Annotated in this window: 13 protein-coding genes; 6 read left to right on the top strand and 7 right to left on the bottom strand. The window is 73.3% G+C overall.

What is annotated here, in order from left to right:
- Window positions 1–188 precede the first annotated feature (188 nt).
- Window positions 189–806 (top strand): YceI family protein, encoded by a 618-nt coding sequence (locus FGW37_RS23095; RefSeq protein ID WP_179082799.1) that lies wholly within the window; start codon window positions 189–191, stop codon window positions 804–806.
- A 12-nt stretch (window positions 807–818) separates the two neighbouring features.
- Here the strand turns inward: FGW37_RS23095 and FGW37_RS23090 are convergent, their stop codons facing one another.
- On the bottom strand, window positions 819–2,330 hold the full coding sequence (locus FGW37_RS23090; RefSeq protein ID WP_179082798.1) for an FAD-dependent monooxygenase: 1,512 nt from the start codon (window positions 2,328–2,330) through the stop codon (window positions 819–821).
- Window positions 2,331–2,414: 84 nt separating this feature from the next.
- Between FGW37_RS23090 and FGW37_RS23085 the strand changes: the two genes are divergently transcribed.
- Window positions 2,415–3,047: a TetR family transcriptional regulator gene (locus FGW37_RS23085; protein WP_179082797.1), complete on the top strand. Its 633-nt coding sequence runs from the start codon at window positions 2,415–2,417 to the stop codon at window positions 3,045–3,047.
- 54 nt (window positions 3,048–3,101) lie between these two features.
- Here the strand turns inward: FGW37_RS23085 and cimA are convergent, their stop codons facing one another.
- The 4 genes from cimA to FGW37_RS23065 form a co-directional block, all read right to left on the bottom strand.
- Complete coding sequence (gene cimA, locus FGW37_RS23080; RefSeq protein WP_179082796.1) at window positions 3,102–4,709, bottom strand: citramalate synthase; 1,608 nt, start codon at window positions 4,707–4,709, stop codon at window positions 3,102–3,104.
- A 283-nt stretch (window positions 4,710–4,992) separates the two neighbouring features.
- On the bottom strand, window positions 4,993–6,357 hold the full coding sequence (locus FGW37_RS23075) for an MFS transporter (RefSeq protein ID WP_179082795.1): 1,365 nt from the start codon (window positions 6,355–6,357) through the stop codon (window positions 4,993–4,995).
- 192 nt (window positions 6,358–6,549) lie between these two features.
- On the bottom strand, window positions 6,550–7,653 hold the full coding sequence (locus FGW37_RS23070; protein WP_179082794.1) for a branched-chain amino acid aminotransferase: 1,104 nt from the start codon (window positions 7,651–7,653) through the stop codon (window positions 6,550–6,552).
- Window positions 7,654–7,847: 194 nt separating this feature from the next.
- A complete protein-coding gene (locus FGW37_RS23065) occupies window positions 7,848–8,891 on the bottom strand; it encodes a 3-isopropylmalate dehydrogenase (RefSeq protein WP_179082793.1) in 1,044 nt (347 codons plus the stop codon).
- A gap of 129 nt (window positions 8,892–9,020) precedes the next feature.
- Here FGW37_RS23065 and FGW37_RS23060 point away from each other — a divergent pair, with 129 nt between their 5' ends.
- Entirely contained in the window at window positions 9,021–10,649 is a 1,629-nt protein-coding gene (locus FGW37_RS23060) for a purple acid phosphatase family protein (RefSeq protein ID WP_179082792.1), read from the top strand.
- 27 nt (window positions 10,650–10,676) lie between these two features.
- Here the strand turns inward: FGW37_RS23060 and FGW37_RS23055 are convergent, their stop codons facing one another.
- On the bottom strand, window positions 10,677–10,820 hold the full coding sequence (locus tag FGW37_RS23055) for a hypothetical protein (protein ID WP_168095098.1): 144 nt from the start codon (window positions 10,818–10,820) through the stop codon (window positions 10,677–10,679).
- A 385-nt stretch (window positions 10,821–11,205) separates the two neighbouring features.
- Between FGW37_RS23055 and FGW37_RS23050 the strand changes: the two genes are divergently transcribed.
- From FGW37_RS23050 to FGW37_RS23040, 3 genes are all read left to right on the top strand, one after another.
- On the top strand, window positions 11,206–11,796 hold the full coding sequence (locus FGW37_RS23050) for a CDP-alcohol phosphatidyltransferase family protein (protein WP_179082791.1): 591 nt from the start codon (window positions 11,206–11,208) through the stop codon (window positions 11,794–11,796).
- The gene (locus FGW37_RS23045; RefSeq protein ID WP_246430514.1) at window positions 11,793–12,668 is read left to right on the top strand and encodes a phosphatidate cytidylyltransferase; all 876 of its coding nucleotides are present in this window, start codon (window positions 11,793–11,795) and stop codon (window positions 12,666–12,668) included. Before FGW37_RS23050 ends, FGW37_RS23045 begins: the two co-directional genes overlap by 4 nt.
- A 185-nt stretch (window positions 12,669–12,853) precedes the next feature.
- Window positions 12,854–14,560 carry a lysophospholipid acyltransferase family protein gene (locus tag FGW37_RS23040; protein ID WP_246430513.1) on the top strand — a complete coding sequence of 569 codons (1,707 nt, stop codon included), beginning with the start codon at window positions 12,854–12,856 and terminating at the stop codon, window positions 14,558–14,560.
- 178 nt (window positions 14,561–14,738) lie between these two features.
- Here the strand turns inward: FGW37_RS23040 and pruA are convergent, their stop codons facing one another.
- The gene (pruA, locus tag FGW37_RS23035) at window positions 14,739–16,370 is read right to left on the bottom strand and encodes an L-glutamate gamma-semialdehyde dehydrogenase (protein ID WP_179082790.1); all 1,632 of its coding nucleotides are present in this window, start codon (window positions 16,368–16,370) and stop codon (window positions 14,739–14,741) included.
- Window positions 16,371–16,372: the final 2 nt, after the last annotated feature.

Genomic DNA, 16,372 nt, shown 5'->3' with positions numbered 1-16,372 from the left:
CGGTGCGGACGGTGCCGGAGGCACACCGTGGCACGGGGCCGGGGGCGTGGCAATGCCCCGGGGGCGGCGGCGGCCGGAATTCACCCCCATAGATGTTGAATATTCAACCAGAGCGCGCTACGGTGCTTTCACGGTCAAGTTGAATATTCAACGAACCTGGCCGGACGAACTCAGCCAAGGAGCACACCATGGGCCTCTTCAGCCGCAAGCAGAACACGACCCCCGCCGTCCCCGCCCCGCGCGCCGTCGACCCCGCGCTGGCCGCCCTGACCGGCGACTACACCATCGACCCCGCCCACAGCAGCATCGGCTTCACCGTCCGCCACGCCATGGTCACCAACGTCAAGGGCGCCTTCACCGAGCACGAGGGCACCCTCGGCCTCGACGGCACCGACCCGTCCCGCTCCACGGCCGCCATCGACGTGCGGATCGCGAGCATCGACACCGGCATGAAGGACCGCGACGCCCACCTGCGCGGCGACGACTTCTTCGACGCCGAGCGCTTCCCGCTGATGAGCTTCCGCTCCACCGCCGCCGAGCAGCTCGGCGGGGATCGCTACCGCATCACCGGCGACCTCACCATCAAGGACGTCACCCGCCCGCTCTCCATCGACCTGGAGTTCAACGGCTCGGCCACCGACGTCTACGGCAACGAGCGCGTCGGCTTCGAGGGCGGCGCCGAGATCCTGCGCTCCGACTGGGGCCTGACCTGGAACGCCGCCCTGGAGACCGGCGGGGTGATGGTCAGCGACAAGGTGAAGCTGACCTTCGACGTCTCCGCGGTCAAGGCCGCCCCGCAGGCCTGACCCCGTGCGGTGTCACCGGCCGAGGCGCATTAGACGGCCGACGACCTCGGCGGCGCCTCGGTCCGCACCCGCGCTCAGCGCGATGTGGTTGTCGGGCCGTACGAGTACGAGCCCGTCCCCTTCCACCCCGTACGCCCGGCGGGCGTGTCCGCCAGGGTCGTCCCCGTCCTCGATGAGGTGCGTGCGCAGCAGGCCCGCGCACTTCTCCCCCGCCTCCGCGAGGGCCGCCGCGCTCCCCCGGCCGAAGCCGAGCAGGGTGAAGTGCGGCCCGGCGAAGACGTCGAAGAGCCGGCCGTTCCGGCAGGGCGCGTCGGGCGCCCGCCCGCCGGCCTTCGCGCCGCCCCATGCCAGCGAGCTCCAGCCGTAGCCAACGCCCAGTGTGGTGACGTCGTCCGTGATCACCGCCTCCGTGCCGACGCCGGCCTCCTTCACGCCTTCGGTCACCGCGCGCAGCCGCTCGTCGGTGAGGTCGAGCGTCCAGGCGGCGACGGGCAGCCGCTCCTCCTCGTACGACTCCAGCAGGCCCGGCGCGGCGTGGCCGAGCACCACGTGCGCGAGCTTCCAGCCGAGGTTGAAGGCGTCCTGGATGCCGGTGTTCATGCCCAGGCCGCCCGCGATGGAGTGGACGTGGGCCGCGTCCCCGGCGAGGAAGACCCGGCCGACGCGGAAGCGGTCGGCCATCCGCACGTTGATGCGGTAGGCGGAGAACCAGGTGGGGTCGGACAGCCGGATGCCGGTGCCCCGGGAACAGCGGTCGACGAGCCGCTGGAACGACTCCAGCGTCGGTGCGGCCGGCCGGCCGCCGGCGCCGCGCTCGGGGCTGCCCTGCAGCTGCCAGTGGGCGCTGCCGCGGAAGGGGCAGAGCAGGACCGCCGCGTCCTCGTCGAACCACTGGTGCCAGTAGGCGGGGTCGAGCCCCTCGACGCGGACGTCGCCGACCACCATGGACTCCTCGGCGTCGGTCGCCCCCTCGAAGCCCACGCCCAGGGCCTTGCGCACCGGGCTGTGACCGCCGTCGCAGCCCACGAGGTAGGCGGCCTCGATGCGCCGCCCGTCGGCGAGCGTCGCGACGACACCGTCCGCGCTCTGGGTGAATCCGGCCAGTTCGCAGCCGAGTTCGGGCGCCACGCCGTACTCCGCCAGCTTGTGGCGCAGGATCTCCTCGGTGCGCCACTGGGGCATGAGCAGCCCGCTGGCGTACGGGGTGCCGGGCGTGGGCGTGCGGTCCCCGAAGGTGACGGTGTCGGCGATCGCGACGCCGTCGCGGTACTTGCGCAGGGTGATGTGCTCGGTGCCCGAGGCGGCGGCCTCGGCGCCCGCGCCGAGGTCGTCGAAGAGCTCGCGGCTGCGCTGGTTGAGGCCCTTGCCGCGCGAGGCGCGGTGGAACTCGCGGGACTTGTCGATGATCCGTACGGCTGCTCCGGCGCGGGCGAGGGTGCAGGCGAGGGTGAGTCCGGTGGGCCCGGCGCCCACGATCAGGACGTCGGTTGCGTCGAGGGCGTCGGCGGTGGTGGTCGTCGTCATGCCCTCAGGAAAGACCGCCCGGGCAGAAAATGCAACCGAGTAACAAAAGATTCTGAGTAACACTTGCTCTGCTAGGGTGGCCCCGTGAACGAGGAGACGGGGCTGCGGGAGCGCAAGAAGCAGCGCACGCGGCAGACGCTGTCCGAGACCGCCATCGCGCTCTTCCTGGAGCGCGGCTTCGACCAGGTGTCGGTGGCCGAGGTGGCGGCGGCCGCGGAGGTGTCGAAACCGACGCTGTTCCGCTACTTCCCCGCCAAGGAGGACCTGGCCCTCGACCGCATCGCCGACCACCAGGGGGAGGCGGCGCGCGTCGTGCGCGACCGGGCCCCCGGGGCGGCGCCGCTGGCCGCCCTGCGCGCCCACTTCCACGCGCGGCTCGACGCGCGCGACCCCATCACGGGGCTGTGCGACGCCCCCGAAGTACTGGCCTTCCGGGACATGCTCTACTCCACGCCCAGCCTGCAGGCCCGCCTCATGCGCTACGCCGCCGACGACGAACGGGCGCTGGCCGAAGCCCTGGCGGAGGCGGGTGCGGAGGAGGTGACGGCGCGGCTCGCGGCGGCGCAGGTCATCGCCGTCCACCACGTCCTGGCGCGGGACAACTGGCGGCGTCTGGCGTCCGGTCGAAGCACCGACGCCGTGGTGGGCGCGGCCCACGCCGACGCCGAGCGGGCGTACGACCTGCTCGGCGCCGGGCTGGCGGGCCAGGGCCTGTGACGGCCGGGCGCTGGGTTCAAAGCCCGCGCCCCGGTCCCCGGCCCCGCCCGTGGCTCACTCCAGCGGCTCGACGCCCGCCCGCCGCAGCCCGTACGCGTAGGCGTCGTCGAGCGCCTGCCACGAGGCGGCGATGACGTTCTCGGCGACGCCGACCGTCGACCACTCGCCGCGCTCGTCGCTCGTGGAGACCAGGACGCGGGTGATCGACCCCGTGCCGCGGCCGCCCTCCAGGATGCGCACCTTGTAGTCGGTCAGCTTGAGCGTGGCCAGCTGCGGATAGATGCGCTCCAGGGCGACGCGCAGCGCCCGGTCCAGCGCGTCGACGGGGCCGTTGCCCTCGGCCGTGGCGACGATGCGCTCGCCCTTGGCCCACAGCTTCACGGTGGCCTCGTTGGCGTGGATGCCGTCCGGCCGGTCCTCGGCGATGGCCCGCCAGGACTCCACGCGGTAGTAGCGCCGGGCGCGTCCCTCGGCTTCCTCGCGCAGCAGCAGCTCGAACGAGGCGTCGGCCGCCTCGTAGGTGTAGCCCGCCAGTTCGCGCTCCTTGACCCGCCCCACGACGCGGCCGATCAGCTCCCGGTCGCCGCCGAGGTCGACCCCCAGTTCCTTGCCCTTGAGCTCGATGGAGGCGCGGCCGGCCATGTCGGAGACCAGCATGCGCATGGTGTTGCCGACCCGCTCGGGGTCGATGTGCTGGTACAGGTCCGGGTCGACCTTGATCGCGGAGGCGTGCAGGCCGGCCTTGTGCGCGAACGCCGAGACGCCCACGTAGGGCTGGTGCGTGGACGGCGTGAGGTTGACGACCTCGGCGATGGCGTGCGAGATGCGCGTCATCTCGGCCAGCGCCCCCGCGGGCAGCACCCGGCGGCCGTACTTGAGCTCCAGGGCGGCGACGACGGGGAAGAGGTTGGCGTTGCCGACGCGCTCGCCGTAGCCGTTGGCGGTGCACTGCACGTGCGTGGCGCCGGCGTCCACGGCGGCGAGGGTGTTGGCGACCGCGCAGCCGGTGTCGTCCTGCGCGTGGATGCCGAGACGCGCCCCGGTCGCCTCGATGACCTCCCGCACGGTCGCGCCGACCTGGGCGGGAAGCATGCCGCCGTTGGTGTCGCACAGCACCACGACGTCGGCGCCCGCCTCGTGCGCGGTGCGGACGACCTGGAGGGCGTACTCCGGGTTGGCACGGTGACCGTCGAAGAAGTGCTCGCAGTCGACGAAGACCCGGCGGCCGTGCCCGCGCAGGTACGAGACGGTGTCCCGCACCATGGCGAGGTTCTCGTCGAGAGTGGTGCGCAGGGCGAGTTCGACGTGGCGGTCGTGGGACTTGGCGACGAGGGTGATCACCGGGGCGCCGGAGTCGAGCAGCGCGGCGACCTGCGGGTCGTCCTCGGCCCGCACGCCCGCCTTGCGCGTCGCGCCGAAGGCGACGAGCTGCGCGTGGCGGAAGCCGATCTCCTCCCGGGCGCGCTGGAAGAACTCGGTGTCCCGGGGGTTGGCGCCCGGCCAGCCGCCCTCGATGAAGCCGACGCCGAAGTCGTCCAGGTGCCGGGCGATGGTCAGCTTGTCCGCGACGGTGAGGTTGATGCCCTCGCGCTGCGCGCCGTCGCGCAGGGTGGTGTCGAAGACGTGAAAGCGATCGTCGGGGCCGTCGGTTGCGTCCGTCATGCTGCTCTGACTCCTGTGAGGATGTCGGTCTACCGGAATTACCCGTTCCACCGTCCCCATGCTCACCCTCGCCCTGCGTCCTCCGGCGTGGGGTGGTCCGGAAAACGCAAAAACCTCTCGCGGGTGCGAGAGGTCTGCGCGCGGGTCTGGGACGACGGTGTCCGCTCCGTACGGGGTGGTACGGGGCGGTCACTGCGGACCGGCGCGCCTGCTGCCAATAATCATGGCGAACGGGAGCATAGGTGCATCCTGACACACGCCGGGCCCGCGGTGCGGGCGGGTCTCAGGATGCGGGCACCTTGCCCGCATCCGCCTCCGCAAGGGCCTCGGGCGCGCGCCCCACCCGCTTGAGGTCGATGTCGCGCGTCTCGCGCATCGTCAGGTAGACGACCAGCGACACCGCGGCGCAGCCCGCCACGTACCAGGAGAAGCCCGACTCGATGCCGGCCTTCTTGAACCACAGGGCCACGTACTCGGCCGTGCCGCCGAAGAGCGCGTTGGCGATCGCGTACGGCAGGGCGACGCCCAGCGACCGGATGCCCGTCGGGAACAGCTCGGCCTTCACACAGGCGTTGATCGAGGTGTAGCCGGTGACGACGACCAGGGCGAGCAGGGACAGGCCGAGGGCCGGCCAGAACGAGCCGGCGTGCTTGAGCAGCGTCATGATCGGCACGGTGAGGAAGGTCGAGCCCACCGCGAAGGTGATCAGCAGGGGGCGGCGGCCGATGCGGTCGGAGAGCGCTCCCGCGAGCGGCTGCAGACAGGCGAAGACGATCAGCGCGCAGAAGCTGACCAGGGTCGCGGTCTGCTTGGGCAGGCCCGCACTGTTGGAAAGGTACTTCGTCAGGTAGGTGGTGTACGTGTAGTACGCGACGGTGCCGCCCATGGTGAGGGCGATGACGAGGAGGGCCTCGCGCTTGTGCCGCATGAGGGCGCGGATGGTGCCGCGCTCCGCCGCCTGCGCGGCGCTCTCACCGGCGCTCTCCCCCGCACCTTCCACCGTGGCCTCCGCCGTGGCTTCCGTGTACGCCTCCGTCTCCAGCATGTTGCGCCGGAGGTAGAAGATGACGGCCGCCCCGAGCGCGCCCACGATGAAGGGGATGCGCCAGCCCCAGCTGTGCAGCTGGCCGCTGGAGAGCGTGTGCTGCAGCACGATCTGCAGCCCCAGGCCGAGGATCTGCCCCGCCGTCATGGAGACGTACTGGAAGCTGGAGGCGAAGCCGCGGCGGCCCGGCGCGGAGGCCTCCGTCAGGTACGTGGCGCTGGCCGCGTACTCCCCTCCCACCGACAGGCCCTGCAGCAGCCGGGCGACGAGGAGGACGGCGACGCCGCCGTAGCCCGCGACCGCGTAGGTCGGGGCGACGGCGATGAGCACGGCGGAGGCGGACATCAGGGTGACGGTCGTCGTGAGCGCCGCCTTGCGCCCCTTGCGGTCGCCGATGCGGCCGAGCAGCCAGCCGCCCACGGGGCGCATGAAGAAGCCGACGGCGAAGATGCCGGCGGTGTTCATCAGCTTCGCGGTGTCGTTGCCCGCGGGGAAGAAGGCGCCCGCGAAGTACGTCGCGAACGACGCGTAGACGAACCAGTCGAACCACTCGACCATGTTGCCGGCCGAACCGACCCAGATCTTCTTCCAGTGCTGTCCCATGGTCGATCACGGTGGCGGAACGCACGGGGCCGGACAAGGGTCCGGGCGGCAACGATCATGCCTACTTGCGTGCGTTGCGTTCACGGCATTCACGGCACGGCGGGCGGGCCGGCGCGTACGGGTTCATGCAGCCGGCCCCGTACGGGGCATGTGTACGGGGCCGGGTGCGGACGGGCGGGGTGCGGACGGGCCTCAGCCCAGGGGGTGCATCCAGCCGTGGGTGTCCTCGGCGGCGCCGGTCTGGATGTCGAGGAGCGCCTTGCGGAGCTTCATCGTGACCTCGCCCGGCTGACCGTCGGCGACCGTCCAGCCGTCACGGGCCGACTTCACGGTGCCGACCGGGGTGATGACGGCGGCGGTGCCGCAGGCGAAGACCTCGGTGAGGGTGCCGTCGGCGCAGGCGTTCTTCCAGTCGTCCACGGAGATACGGCCCTCGGCGACCTCGTAGCCGAGGTCGGCGGCGATCGTCATCAGGGAGGCGCGGGTGATGCCGGGCAGGAGCGAGCCGGTGAGCTCGGGGGTGACGATCTTCGGCTTTTGATCAGACGCAGCGCCGTACACGAAGTACAGGTTCATGCCGCCCATTTCCTCGATCCAGCGGCGCTCGATGGCGTCCAGCCAGACGACCTGGTCGCAGCCGTGCTCCATGGCCTGGGCCTGGGCGACGAGGGAGGCGGCGTAGTTGCCGCCGGCCTTGGCGGCGCCGGTGCCGCCGGGGCACGCGCGCACGTACTCCTCGCTCAGCCACACCGAGACCGGCTTCACGCCGCCGGGGAAGTAGGCGCCGGCGGGCGAGGCGATGACCACGAACATGTACTCGTTGGCCGGGCGGACGCCCAGGCCCACCTCGGTCGCGAACATGAACGGGCGCAGGTACAGCGAGGCCTCGCCGGAGCCGGGCACCCATGCGTTGTCCTGCTTCACCAGGGCGTCGCACGCCTCGATGAAGGTCTCGGCGGGCAGTTCGGGCATGGCCAGGCGGCGGGCCGAGGCCTGCAGGCGGCGGGCGTTCTCCTCCGGCCGGAAGATGGCCACGGAGCCGTCGGGCTGGCGGTACGCCTTGGCGCCCTCGAAGATCGTCTGCGCGTAGTGCAGCGTCATGTTCGCCGGGTCGATCGACAGCGGCGCGTACGGAACGAGCTGGCCGTCGTGCCAGCCCCGGCCTTCCGTCCACTTGATCGTGACCATGTGGTCGGTGAAGTGGCGGCCGAAGCCGGGGTTGGCCAGGATCTGCTCCCGCTCCGCGTCCGACAGCGGGTGCGAAGAGGGCTTGAGCTCGATCGTGGGCGTCGTCATGAGTGCGTGTCCTTCACCTTTGTGTGTGGCGGACCGCGAGCTCGCCCCGTCCCTGACGGTGTCAGGGCATCCGAGCTTCCCCTCATGCCGCGGCCCCACGTTCGATTATCGCTCGTGGGGCCGTGGACGGAAAACGTGCGCGCGGCCCGGGTCGATGGTCGCACCCCACCGCGCGCTGAGTCAGCGGCTGGGGGCTAGCCGGCTACGCGCCGGGCGAGGGCGTCTCCGGTCTCGTCCGTCGAGCGCGGCGTCGCGCCGTCGCGCTCGGCCAGGTCCTCGGCGACCGCCGTCTCGATGCGGGCGGCCTCGGCCTCGTGGCCGAGGTGGCGCAGCAGCAGGGCGACGGAGAGCACCGTGGCCGTCGGGTCGGCCTTTCCGGTGCCCGCGATGTCGGGCGCGGAGCCGTGGACGGGCTCGAACATGGACGGGAACGCGCCGTCGGGGTTGATGTTGCCCGAGGCGGCGAGGCCGATGCCGCCGGTCACGGCCGCGGCGAGGTCGGTGAGGATGTCACCGAAGAGGTTGTCGGTGACGATCACGTCGAACCGCTCGGGCTGCGTGACCATGAAGATGGTGGCCGCGTCCACGTGCAGGTAGTCGGTGGTGACCTCGGGGTACTCCCGGCCCACCCGGTCGAAGGTGCTCTTCCACAGCGCTCCGGCGTAGACGAGGACGTTGTTCTTGTGGACGAGGGTCAGCTTCTTGCGGGAGCGGGCCTGGGCCCGCTCGTAGGCGTCGCGCACCACGCGCTCCACGCCCAGGGCGGTGTTGACGCTGACCTCGGTGGCGACCTCGGCGGGGGTGCCGGTGCGCAGGGAGCCGCCGTTGCCGGTGTACGGGCCCTCGGTGCCCTCGCGGACGACGACGAAGTCGATGTCGGGGCGGCCGGCCAGCGGGGTGGCCGTGTGCGGGAAGAGCTTCGAGGGCCGCAGGTTGACGTAGTGGTCGAAGGCGAACCGCAGCTTGAGCAGCAGACCGCGCTCCAGGACGCCGGCGGGCACGGAGGGGTCGCCGATCGCCCCGAGCAGGATCGCGTCGTGGCCCTTGAGGGACTCGAGCGTGGCGTCGGGCAGGACCTCGCCGGTCGCGTGGTAGCGCCGGGCACCGAGGTCGTACTCCTCGGTCTCCAGCTTCACGTCGGAGGGGAGGACCGCCGAGAGCACCTTGAGGCCCTGGGCCACGACTTCCCGGCCGATGCCGTCACCGGGGATCACTGCGAGGCGAATGCTGCGAGACATACCGGGACCGTACTCTGCCGTCCCGCTGGATGACACACTCCGTCCACCATGCGGACGTATTGCGCTCCGGTCAGGTCACGTTCACCCAAAGTCCGCAACGAAGTTGCCGCTTCCTGGCACGTTGCCGTCATGGACACACCACGCGTAGGGATCCCCGAGCACCTCGCGGACCGCATGACGATGGCCGAGCAGCACGCGTACCTGCGGGCCCGGCTCTCCCGGCCCCTCACCCGGCGCGGCGTGCTGCGCGCCGGCGCGGTGACGGCCGGGGCCGCGGCGGGCACGGGCGTCCTGGGCGGCGCCGCGCAGGCGTACGCCGGCCCGTCCCCCTCCCCGGCCCTGCTGGACTCCCCCGCCACCTCGCGGGTCGACGGCAGGCACGTCGCGCCCTTCGGCCGGCACCTGGCGTTCGGCGCCGACCCGCGGACGCAGATGCGGATCTCCTGGCAGGTGCCGTTCGCGGTGAAGCGGCCCTACGTGCGGGTGGGCCTCGCGCCGTGGGACCTCGGCGTCAAGCTGGACGCCGAGGTGCGCACCCTGCACACCCCGCCGCTGTCGAAGAAGCTCCCCGCCGTCGACCAGGTGTACCTGCACGCGGCGCTGGACAACCTCAGGCCCGGCCGGACGTACTACTACGGCGTCGGGCACGACGGCCACGACCCCGCCGACCCGCGCCACTTCGCCCGCATCGGCACCTTCCGCACCGCACCGGAGCGGCCGGAGAAGGGCGGCAAGGCGGAGCGGTTCACCTTCACCGCCTTCGGGGACCAGGGCGTCAGCTACCAGGCCCTGGCCAACGACCAGCTGATCCTCGGCCAGAACCCCGCCTTCCACCTGCACGCGGGCGACCTCTGCTACGCCGACGACAGCGGGGCGGGCAAGCCCACCGACGTCTACGACGCGCGCGTGTGGGACCAGTTCCTCGCCCAGACGGAGTCGGTGGCCGCGTCCGTGCCCTGGATGGTGACCACCGGCAACCACGACATGGAGGCCTGGTACTCACCCGACGGCTACGGCGGCCAGATCGCCCGCTGGTCCCTCCCGCGGAACGGCTTCGACCCCGCGCACGCCCCGGGCGTCTATTCCTTCGTCTACGGCAACGTGGGAATCGTCGCCCTGGACGCCAACGACATCTCCTACGAGATCACCGCCAACACCGGCTACAGCGACGGCCGGCAGACCACCTGGCTCGACCGCCGGCTGGGCGAACTGCGCCGCACGCCCGGTCTCGACTTCCTCGTCGTCTTCTTCCACCACTGCGCCTTCTCCACGACGAAGGCGCACGCCTCGGACGGGGCGGTGCGGGAGGAGTGGCTGCCGCTCTTCGAGAAGCACGGGGTCGACCTCGTCATCAACGGCCACAACCACGTCTACGAGCGCACCGACGCGCTCCGCGGCACGCGCGTGGGGCGGGAGGTCCCCATCGGCGGCACCGCCGACTCCACGCGCGACGGCATCGTCTACGTGACCGCCGGCGGTGCCGGGAAGTCGCTCTACGACTTCCCGGCGCCGGACAGCTACGAGGGTCACGTCAGGGACCTGGAGAGCGTGGAGAGCTACTTCTGGGAGGAGGGGCGGGTGAAGCAACCGGAGACGGTGGAGTGGTCGCGCGTGCGCTACACCGGCTTCTCGTTCCTCGCGGTCGAGGCCGAGCCGGCCGCACGGGGCGGGCGCCCGCGGCTGCGGGTGACCGCACTGGCGGAGAACGGCGCACGCATCGACCACTTCGACGTCGTCCGCCCCGCGCGGCGGGGCTGACGGCGCACCTGCGGGCGCCCCCGGGGCTCAGTGGCCGGTCACGCCGCCGTTGTCCCGGCGGTCCAGCGCCCGCTGGAGTGCGGCGGCGGCGTTCATCCGGTCGATCGTGCGGTCGGTGCGGTCGGCCGTACGGGCGATGCGGCGGGTCCTGCGGACGGCGGTTTCGGCCATGGGAGTCACGTCTCCTCTGCTGCGTCTGCGGGAGGGGGCACCGGCTGCGGGGGCCCCGGGAACGGTGGGAAGAGCGCCGGGGAAAGGGCGGGGGCCGGTATGCCGCAGGGATCGCCTGCGCTCGCGCACGGGGCCGCAACCGCTTGTCGCTCGATGGAGCGCACGTTCGGCTTCCTCCACGCTAGGACAGCCGTACCGCGCTGTCTGCACAATTACTCGGGCTTCCTACTATCTGAGACGGCGGGCCGGCCGCGGCGCCCCGCAGGGCCGCCCGCAGGGCGCCTCGTACTGAGTTCTGCCCGCCTCGTACTGAGTAGCGGCTGAGTAGGGGTTTGAGTACCCCCGCCGATCCGCGGCCCCGCCCCCTGCGGCGAAAGTGGGGCCCATGAACGGCCTGTACGCACTCAAGCCCTGGTACGCGGCCCGCCTCGGCGGGCTGCGCGCCGCGCTCGCCCGGCGCGGCGTGTCACCGGACACCCTCACCGCCGCCGGCGTGCTCTGCGCGGCCGGCGCGGGGGCGGCGCTCGCGCTGCTGCCCGCACCGGCGGCCGCCGCGCCCGTCGCCCTGCTCCTCGCGGCCCGGCTCGCCTTCGCCAACCTCGACGGCGCGCTCGCCCGTGACACGGGGCGCACCACGCGCAGGGGCTGCGTCCTCAACGAACTCGGCGACCGCGCCGCCGATCTGCTCGTCCTCGCCGGCTTCCTGACACTGGCCCCGCTGTGGCTCGTGGCCACGGCCGCGCTCGCCGCGACGCTGCCCTCGTGGGTGTCCCTCGCGGGCGCGGCGGCGGGGGCCGAGCGGCTCAACGGCGGGCCGGTCGGCAAGACGGAGCGGTGCCTGCTGGCCGTCGTGGCCGCCGCCACGGGCTGGGCCGTGCCCGTGCTGGCCGTCGTGGCGGTGGGCTCGGCGCTGACGGCGGCCTTCCGGATGGGCCGGCTGCGGCGGGTGCTGGGCGAGGCGGATCCGGCCCGGTGAGCACGCTGTACACGAGCGACGTCCTGCCCCGTGTCATACCCGTGGTCGCCGGGGTGCTCGGCGCGGGCGGCCTGGCGGTGGCCTGCCTCCCCGCGCGCGTGGCGATGCGCCGCGAACTGCGGCGGCGCTGGCTGACCTGGGCCGTTGCGGCCCCCCTCTTCCTCGGGGCGATGTTCCTGCACGAGCTGGGGGCGACGGCGCTGGTCTGGCTGCTGGGGCTGATCGCGGTCGGCGAGTACGCCCGGCTGGCCCGCCTGGGGCGGGGCGAGCGGGCGGTGCTGCGCACCGCGGTGGTCCTCCTGCCAGTGCCGGCCCTGCTGGAGCGCTGGCACCTCGCGGACGCCCTCGGACTGCAGACCTTCGCCCTGCTCACCGTCGCGGGCGTGCTGCCCGCGGTGCTGTCGGGCGACACCGCACGGGGCGGCGAGCGCGCGGCCCGCACGGTCTTCGGCCTGCTGTGGATTCCCGTCGCACTGACCGGACTTGTGGTACTGGACGGCACGGCGATCGCCGTCGCCGTGGCGGTCGCGTTCGGCGACGTGGGCGCGTGGTGCGGCGGCATGCTCCTGCGCCGCCTCGGCGGCACCCTCGCCCGCCCCCTGTCCCCCCACTCCCCCGCCAAGACCTGGGCGGGCGTCCTCGGCGCGGGCATGGCCGTGGCCGCGGGGCTGGAGGCCGCAGGCGCCTTCACCGTCACGCTGTGGGCCGCGGTCCTGGCCGGCAGCGTCCTCGGCGACCTGCTCGAATCCATGCTCAAGCGGGAGGCGGGCGTCAAGGACGCCGGCACCTGGCTGCCCGGTTTCGGCGGCCTCCTCGACCGCATCGACTCCCTGCTCCTCGCCCTGCTCCTGGCCATGGTGGTGACGCTGTGACGACGACCTCTCCCTCCGGCACCCTGCGCACGGGGCGGCTGCGCCGCGTCCCGGCGGCACGGGCCGCACGAGCCGCACGAGCCGCACGGCGTGCACGAGGCGGGGCGTACGGGCGCCCCGGCACGGGGCCTGGCCACCGGCGCGGCCTCCGGGCGGCGGTACTCCGCAGCCGCCTGGGGAGGGCCGTGCGGGCGACGCGGCGGCGGCATGGGGCGGCGGCCGCGACCGGCGCCGGTCCGGGGCTTCGTCTGCCGGCGACGCTGCTCGGCCCGTACGGGAGCGGCCGGGCCGGCGAGCGCGCGTGGCGGACGGGCGGAGGCATCCGGGACCGGGCCGGCGGCGGCCCGGGATCAGGCGCCCCGTGCCCGGCCGCCGGCACCGACGACACCGACGACCACGCCGCCCCGCACATGCCGCTCCCGGCGGGGAACGGCGCCCGCCCGGGGCCGCCCCGTGCGGAAACCGGCAGGGCGACCGGGCAGTCGCTGGCGAACACCGCTGCGGGCCTACGCGGCGACGGCGCGCAGCCTCAAGCAGCCCACGGCACACTGCACCGCCGTCCGGCGGGCGACCCGGCCGGGGCACGCGGCGGGCGGCACTTCCGGGCGCGTGCGTGGGGCGGCCCGGGCGTCCGTTCCGTCTCGGCGTCCGGCCCCGTCGAGGCACCCGCGGGGCGGGCTCCCGGGGCTCCCCTTGCTCCCCGGACTCCCCGGACCCCCCGGACCCCCCGGCGGGCCGTTCTCGCCGCCTGGCTGCGCCGTGCCCTGTGGCTGGTGGCGCTCACCCTCACCGGTGGGGTCTCCCGGCGCGGACGCCTCCCGCGGGGCGGCTGTGTCGTCGTCGCCAACCACTCCTCGCACGCCGACACCGCGGCGCTGCTCGCCGCGCTCGATGCGCGCCACGCGCCGCTGATCGGGGCCGCGGCCGACTACTGGTTCGCCCGCCCGGGGCGGCGCCGGGTGTGCCGGTGGCTGGCCGCGGGGTTCCCCGTGCGGCGCACCGGCGGCGGGCTGGGCGACCTGCTGGGGACGGCCGGTGAACTGCGCGCGGGGCGCGCCGTGGTGCTCTTCCCGGAGGGCACGCGGGGGAAGGACGGCGGGCTCGGCGAGTTCCGCAGGGGCGCGCTGCTGCTCGCCGAGCAGGCGGGGGTGCCCGTGGTGCCGGTGGGGCTGGCGGGCACGGACCGGCTGCTGCCCAAGCACGGGCGGCTCCGCCCGGCCCTGGTGCAGGTGCGCATCGGCGAGCCACTGCGCGGCCCCGTCTCCCCCGAGCGGGCCCGCGCCGCCGTCGCGGAGCTCGCCGGCGAGGCGGCCGCGCGCCCGGAGCGGGACTCCGCGCTGCGGCGCCGTACCGCCGCGGTCGTGGCGTCCCGCCGGGGGCTGCCGCTCGCGTTCGCCTGGGCGTTCGCAGAGGCCCTGAGCTGGCCGCTGATGCCGGAGCTGTTCCTGGCCGTCGCCTGCGCGGCGGCGCCCCGTGCGGCGCTGCGGCTGTCGCTCGCGGCGCTGGCCGGAACGCTCGCAGGCGGGCTGCTCGCGCTGCACCTGGCCGCGTCCGGCGCCCATCTGCCGGCGCCGCTGACCACGCCCCGTATGCACGCGGAGGCGGCGGCGCAGATCGGCGTGGAGGGGGCTCGGGCGGTCGCGCACCAGCCGTGGAACGGGGTGCCGTTCAAGGTGTACGCGGCGGCGGCCGGGCGGGCGCGGGTAGCCCCCGGTGACTTTGCTGTGGAGGCGGGGGTGGCTCGCTCCGGGCGGACGGTGAGTGTGGGGCTGGCCTTTGCCGCGCTCGGTGTGGTGGGGCGGCGGTTGCGGCGGTTTTACGCCGTGTATCTGGGGTTGCTGGGTGGTGGGTTCGCGGTCGGACTGGGGCTGATTGTGACGGGGTGGAATTAGGAGGCCCCCGACCCGCCCCTTCCCGTAACCGGGGGCTCCGCCCCCGGACCCCCGGTCCTCAAACTCCCCCAGCTACCGCTGGGGGTGCCCCCAGACGGGCTGAGGGGTTACCGGAATGTGCATGAGGCCCCCGGTCGGCTGTTCAGCCGGCCGGGGGCCTCGTTCAGCAACGGGCAGGTCAGCCCATGTGCGGGTAGCGGTAGTCGGTCGGCGCGACCAGGGTCTCCTTGATGGAGCGGGTCGAGACCCACCGCGTCAGGTTGGACGCGGCGCCGGCCTTGTCGTTCGTACCGGAGGCGCGGCCGCCGCCGAACGGCTGCTGGCCGACCACGGCACCGGTCGACTTGTCGTTGATGTAGAAGTTGCCGGCGGCGAAGCGCAGCTTGGCCATGGCGTCGGCGGCCGCGGCGCGGTCGTTCGCGATGACGGCACCGGTCAGCGCGTACGCCGAGACGGACTCCATCTGGGCGAGCATCGCGTCGAAGTCGGCGTCCTCGTAGACGTGGACGGCGAGGACCGGGCCGAAGTACTCGGTCGTGAAGACCTCGTTCTCCGGGTCGGTGCACTCGATGACGGTCGGGCGGACGAAGTAGCCCACCGAGTCGTCGTAGGTGCCGCCGGCGACGATCGTGCAGGCCGGGTCGGCCTCGGCGCGGTCGATCGCGGCCTTGTTCTTGGCGAAGGCGCGCTCGTCGATGACGGCGCCGATGAAGTTCGACAGGTCGGTGACGTCACCCATGGCGATGCCGTCGACCTCGGCCGCGAACTCCTCCTTGAAGCCGTCCTCCCAGATGGAGCGGGGGATGTAGGCGCGGGAGGAGGCCGAGCACTTCTGGCCCTGGAACTCGAAGGAGCCGCGGGTCAGGGCGGTCTTCAGGACCGCGCGGTCGGCGCTCGGGTGGGCGACGACGAAGTCCTTGCCGCCGGTCTCACCGACCAGGCGCGGGTAGGACTTGTACTTCTCGATGTTGTTGCCGACCGTCTTCCACAGGTGCTGGAAGGTCTTGGTCGAGCCGGTGAAGTGGATGCCGGCCAGCTCGGGGTGGTTGAGGGCCACCTCGGAGACGGCGATGCCGTCGCCGGTCACCAGGTTGATGACGCCCTTGGGCAGGCCCGCCTCCTCCAGGAGCTGCATCAGCAGCACGGCGGAGTGGGTCTGGGTGGGGGACGGCTTCCAGACGACCACGTTGCCCATGAGGGCCGGGGCGGTCGGCAGGTTGCCGGCGATGGCGGTGAAGTTGAAGGGCGTGATCGCGTAGACGAAGCCCTCCAGCGGCCGGTGGTCGCTGCGGTTCCACACGCCGGTGGAGTTGGCGACCGGCTGCTCGGCGAGGATCCGGCGCGCGAAGTGCACGTTGAAGCGCCAGAAGTCGACGAGCTCGCAGGGGGTGTCGATCTCGGCCTGCTGGGCGGTCTTGGACTGGCCCAGCATGGTGGAGGCGGCCAGCGTCTCGCGCCAGGGGCCGGACAGCAGCTCGGCGGCGCGCAGGATGATCGCGGCGCGGTCGTCGAAGGACATCGCGCGCCAGGCCGGGGCGGCGGCGAGGGCGGCGTCGATCGCGTCCTGGGCGTCGGCCTGCGTGGCGTGGTTGAAGGTGCCGAGGACGGCGGCGTGGTTGTGCGGCTGGACGACCTTGAACGGCTCGCCGCCGCCCATGCGCTTCTCGCCGCCGATGGTCATCGGCAGGTCGATCGGGTTGGCCGCCAGCTCCTTGAGCTTGGCTTCGAGGCGGGCGCGCTCGGGGCTGCCGGGGGCGTAGCCGTGGACCGGCTCGTTGACCGGGGCGGGGACCTGGGTCACAGCGTCCATGG

The sequence above is a fragment of the Streptomyces rectiverticillatus genome (assembly GCF_013394065.1).
Classification (GTDB): Bacteria; Actinomycetota; Actinomycetes; order Streptomycetales; family Streptomycetaceae; genus Streptomyces; species Streptomyces rectiverticillatus.
The sequence above is the reverse complement of the archived record's forward strand: the minus strand, read 5'-3'. Positions and strand labels throughout refer to the sequence as shown.

Bases quoted from the DNA above. Each gene is read 5' to 3' on its own strand.
- FGW37_RS23095 (WP_179082799.1), top strand. From the start codon at position 189: ATGGGCCTCTTCAGCCGCAAGCAGAACACGACCCCCGCCGTCCCCGCC.
- FGW37_RS23090 (WP_179082798.1), bottom strand. From the start codon at position 2,330: ATGACGACGACCACCACCGCCGACGCCCTCGACGCAACCGACGTCCTG.
- cimA (WP_179082796.1), bottom strand. From the start codon at position 4,709: ATGACGGACGCAACCGACGGCCCCGACGATCGCTTTCACGTCTTCGAC.
- FGW37_RS23075 (WP_179082795.1), bottom strand. From the start codon at position 6,357: ATGGGACAGCACTGGAAGAAGATCTGGGTCGGTTCGGCCGGCAACATG.
- FGW37_RS23070 (WP_179082794.1), bottom strand. From the start codon at position 7,653: ATGACGACGCCCACGATCGAGCTCAAGCCCTCTTCGCACCCGCTGTCG.
- FGW37_RS23065 (WP_179082793.1), bottom strand. From the start codon at position 8,891: ATGTCTCGCAGCATTCGCCTCGCAGTGATCCCCGGTGACGGCATCGGC.
- FGW37_RS23060 (WP_179082792.1), top strand. From the start codon at position 9,021: ATGGACACACCACGCGTAGGGATCCCCGAGCACCTCGCGGACCGCATG.
- FGW37_RS23055 (WP_168095098.1), bottom strand. From the start codon at position 10,820: ATGGCCGAAACCGCCGTCCGCAGGACCCGCCGCATCGCCCGTACGGCC.
- FGW37_RS23050 (WP_179082791.1), top strand. From the start codon at position 11,206: ATGAACGGCCTGTACGCACTCAAGCCCTGGTACGCGGCCCGCCTCGGC.
- pruA (WP_179082790.1), bottom strand. From the start codon at position 16,370: ATGGACGCTGTGACCCAGGTCCCCGCCCCGGTCAACGAGCCGGTCCAC.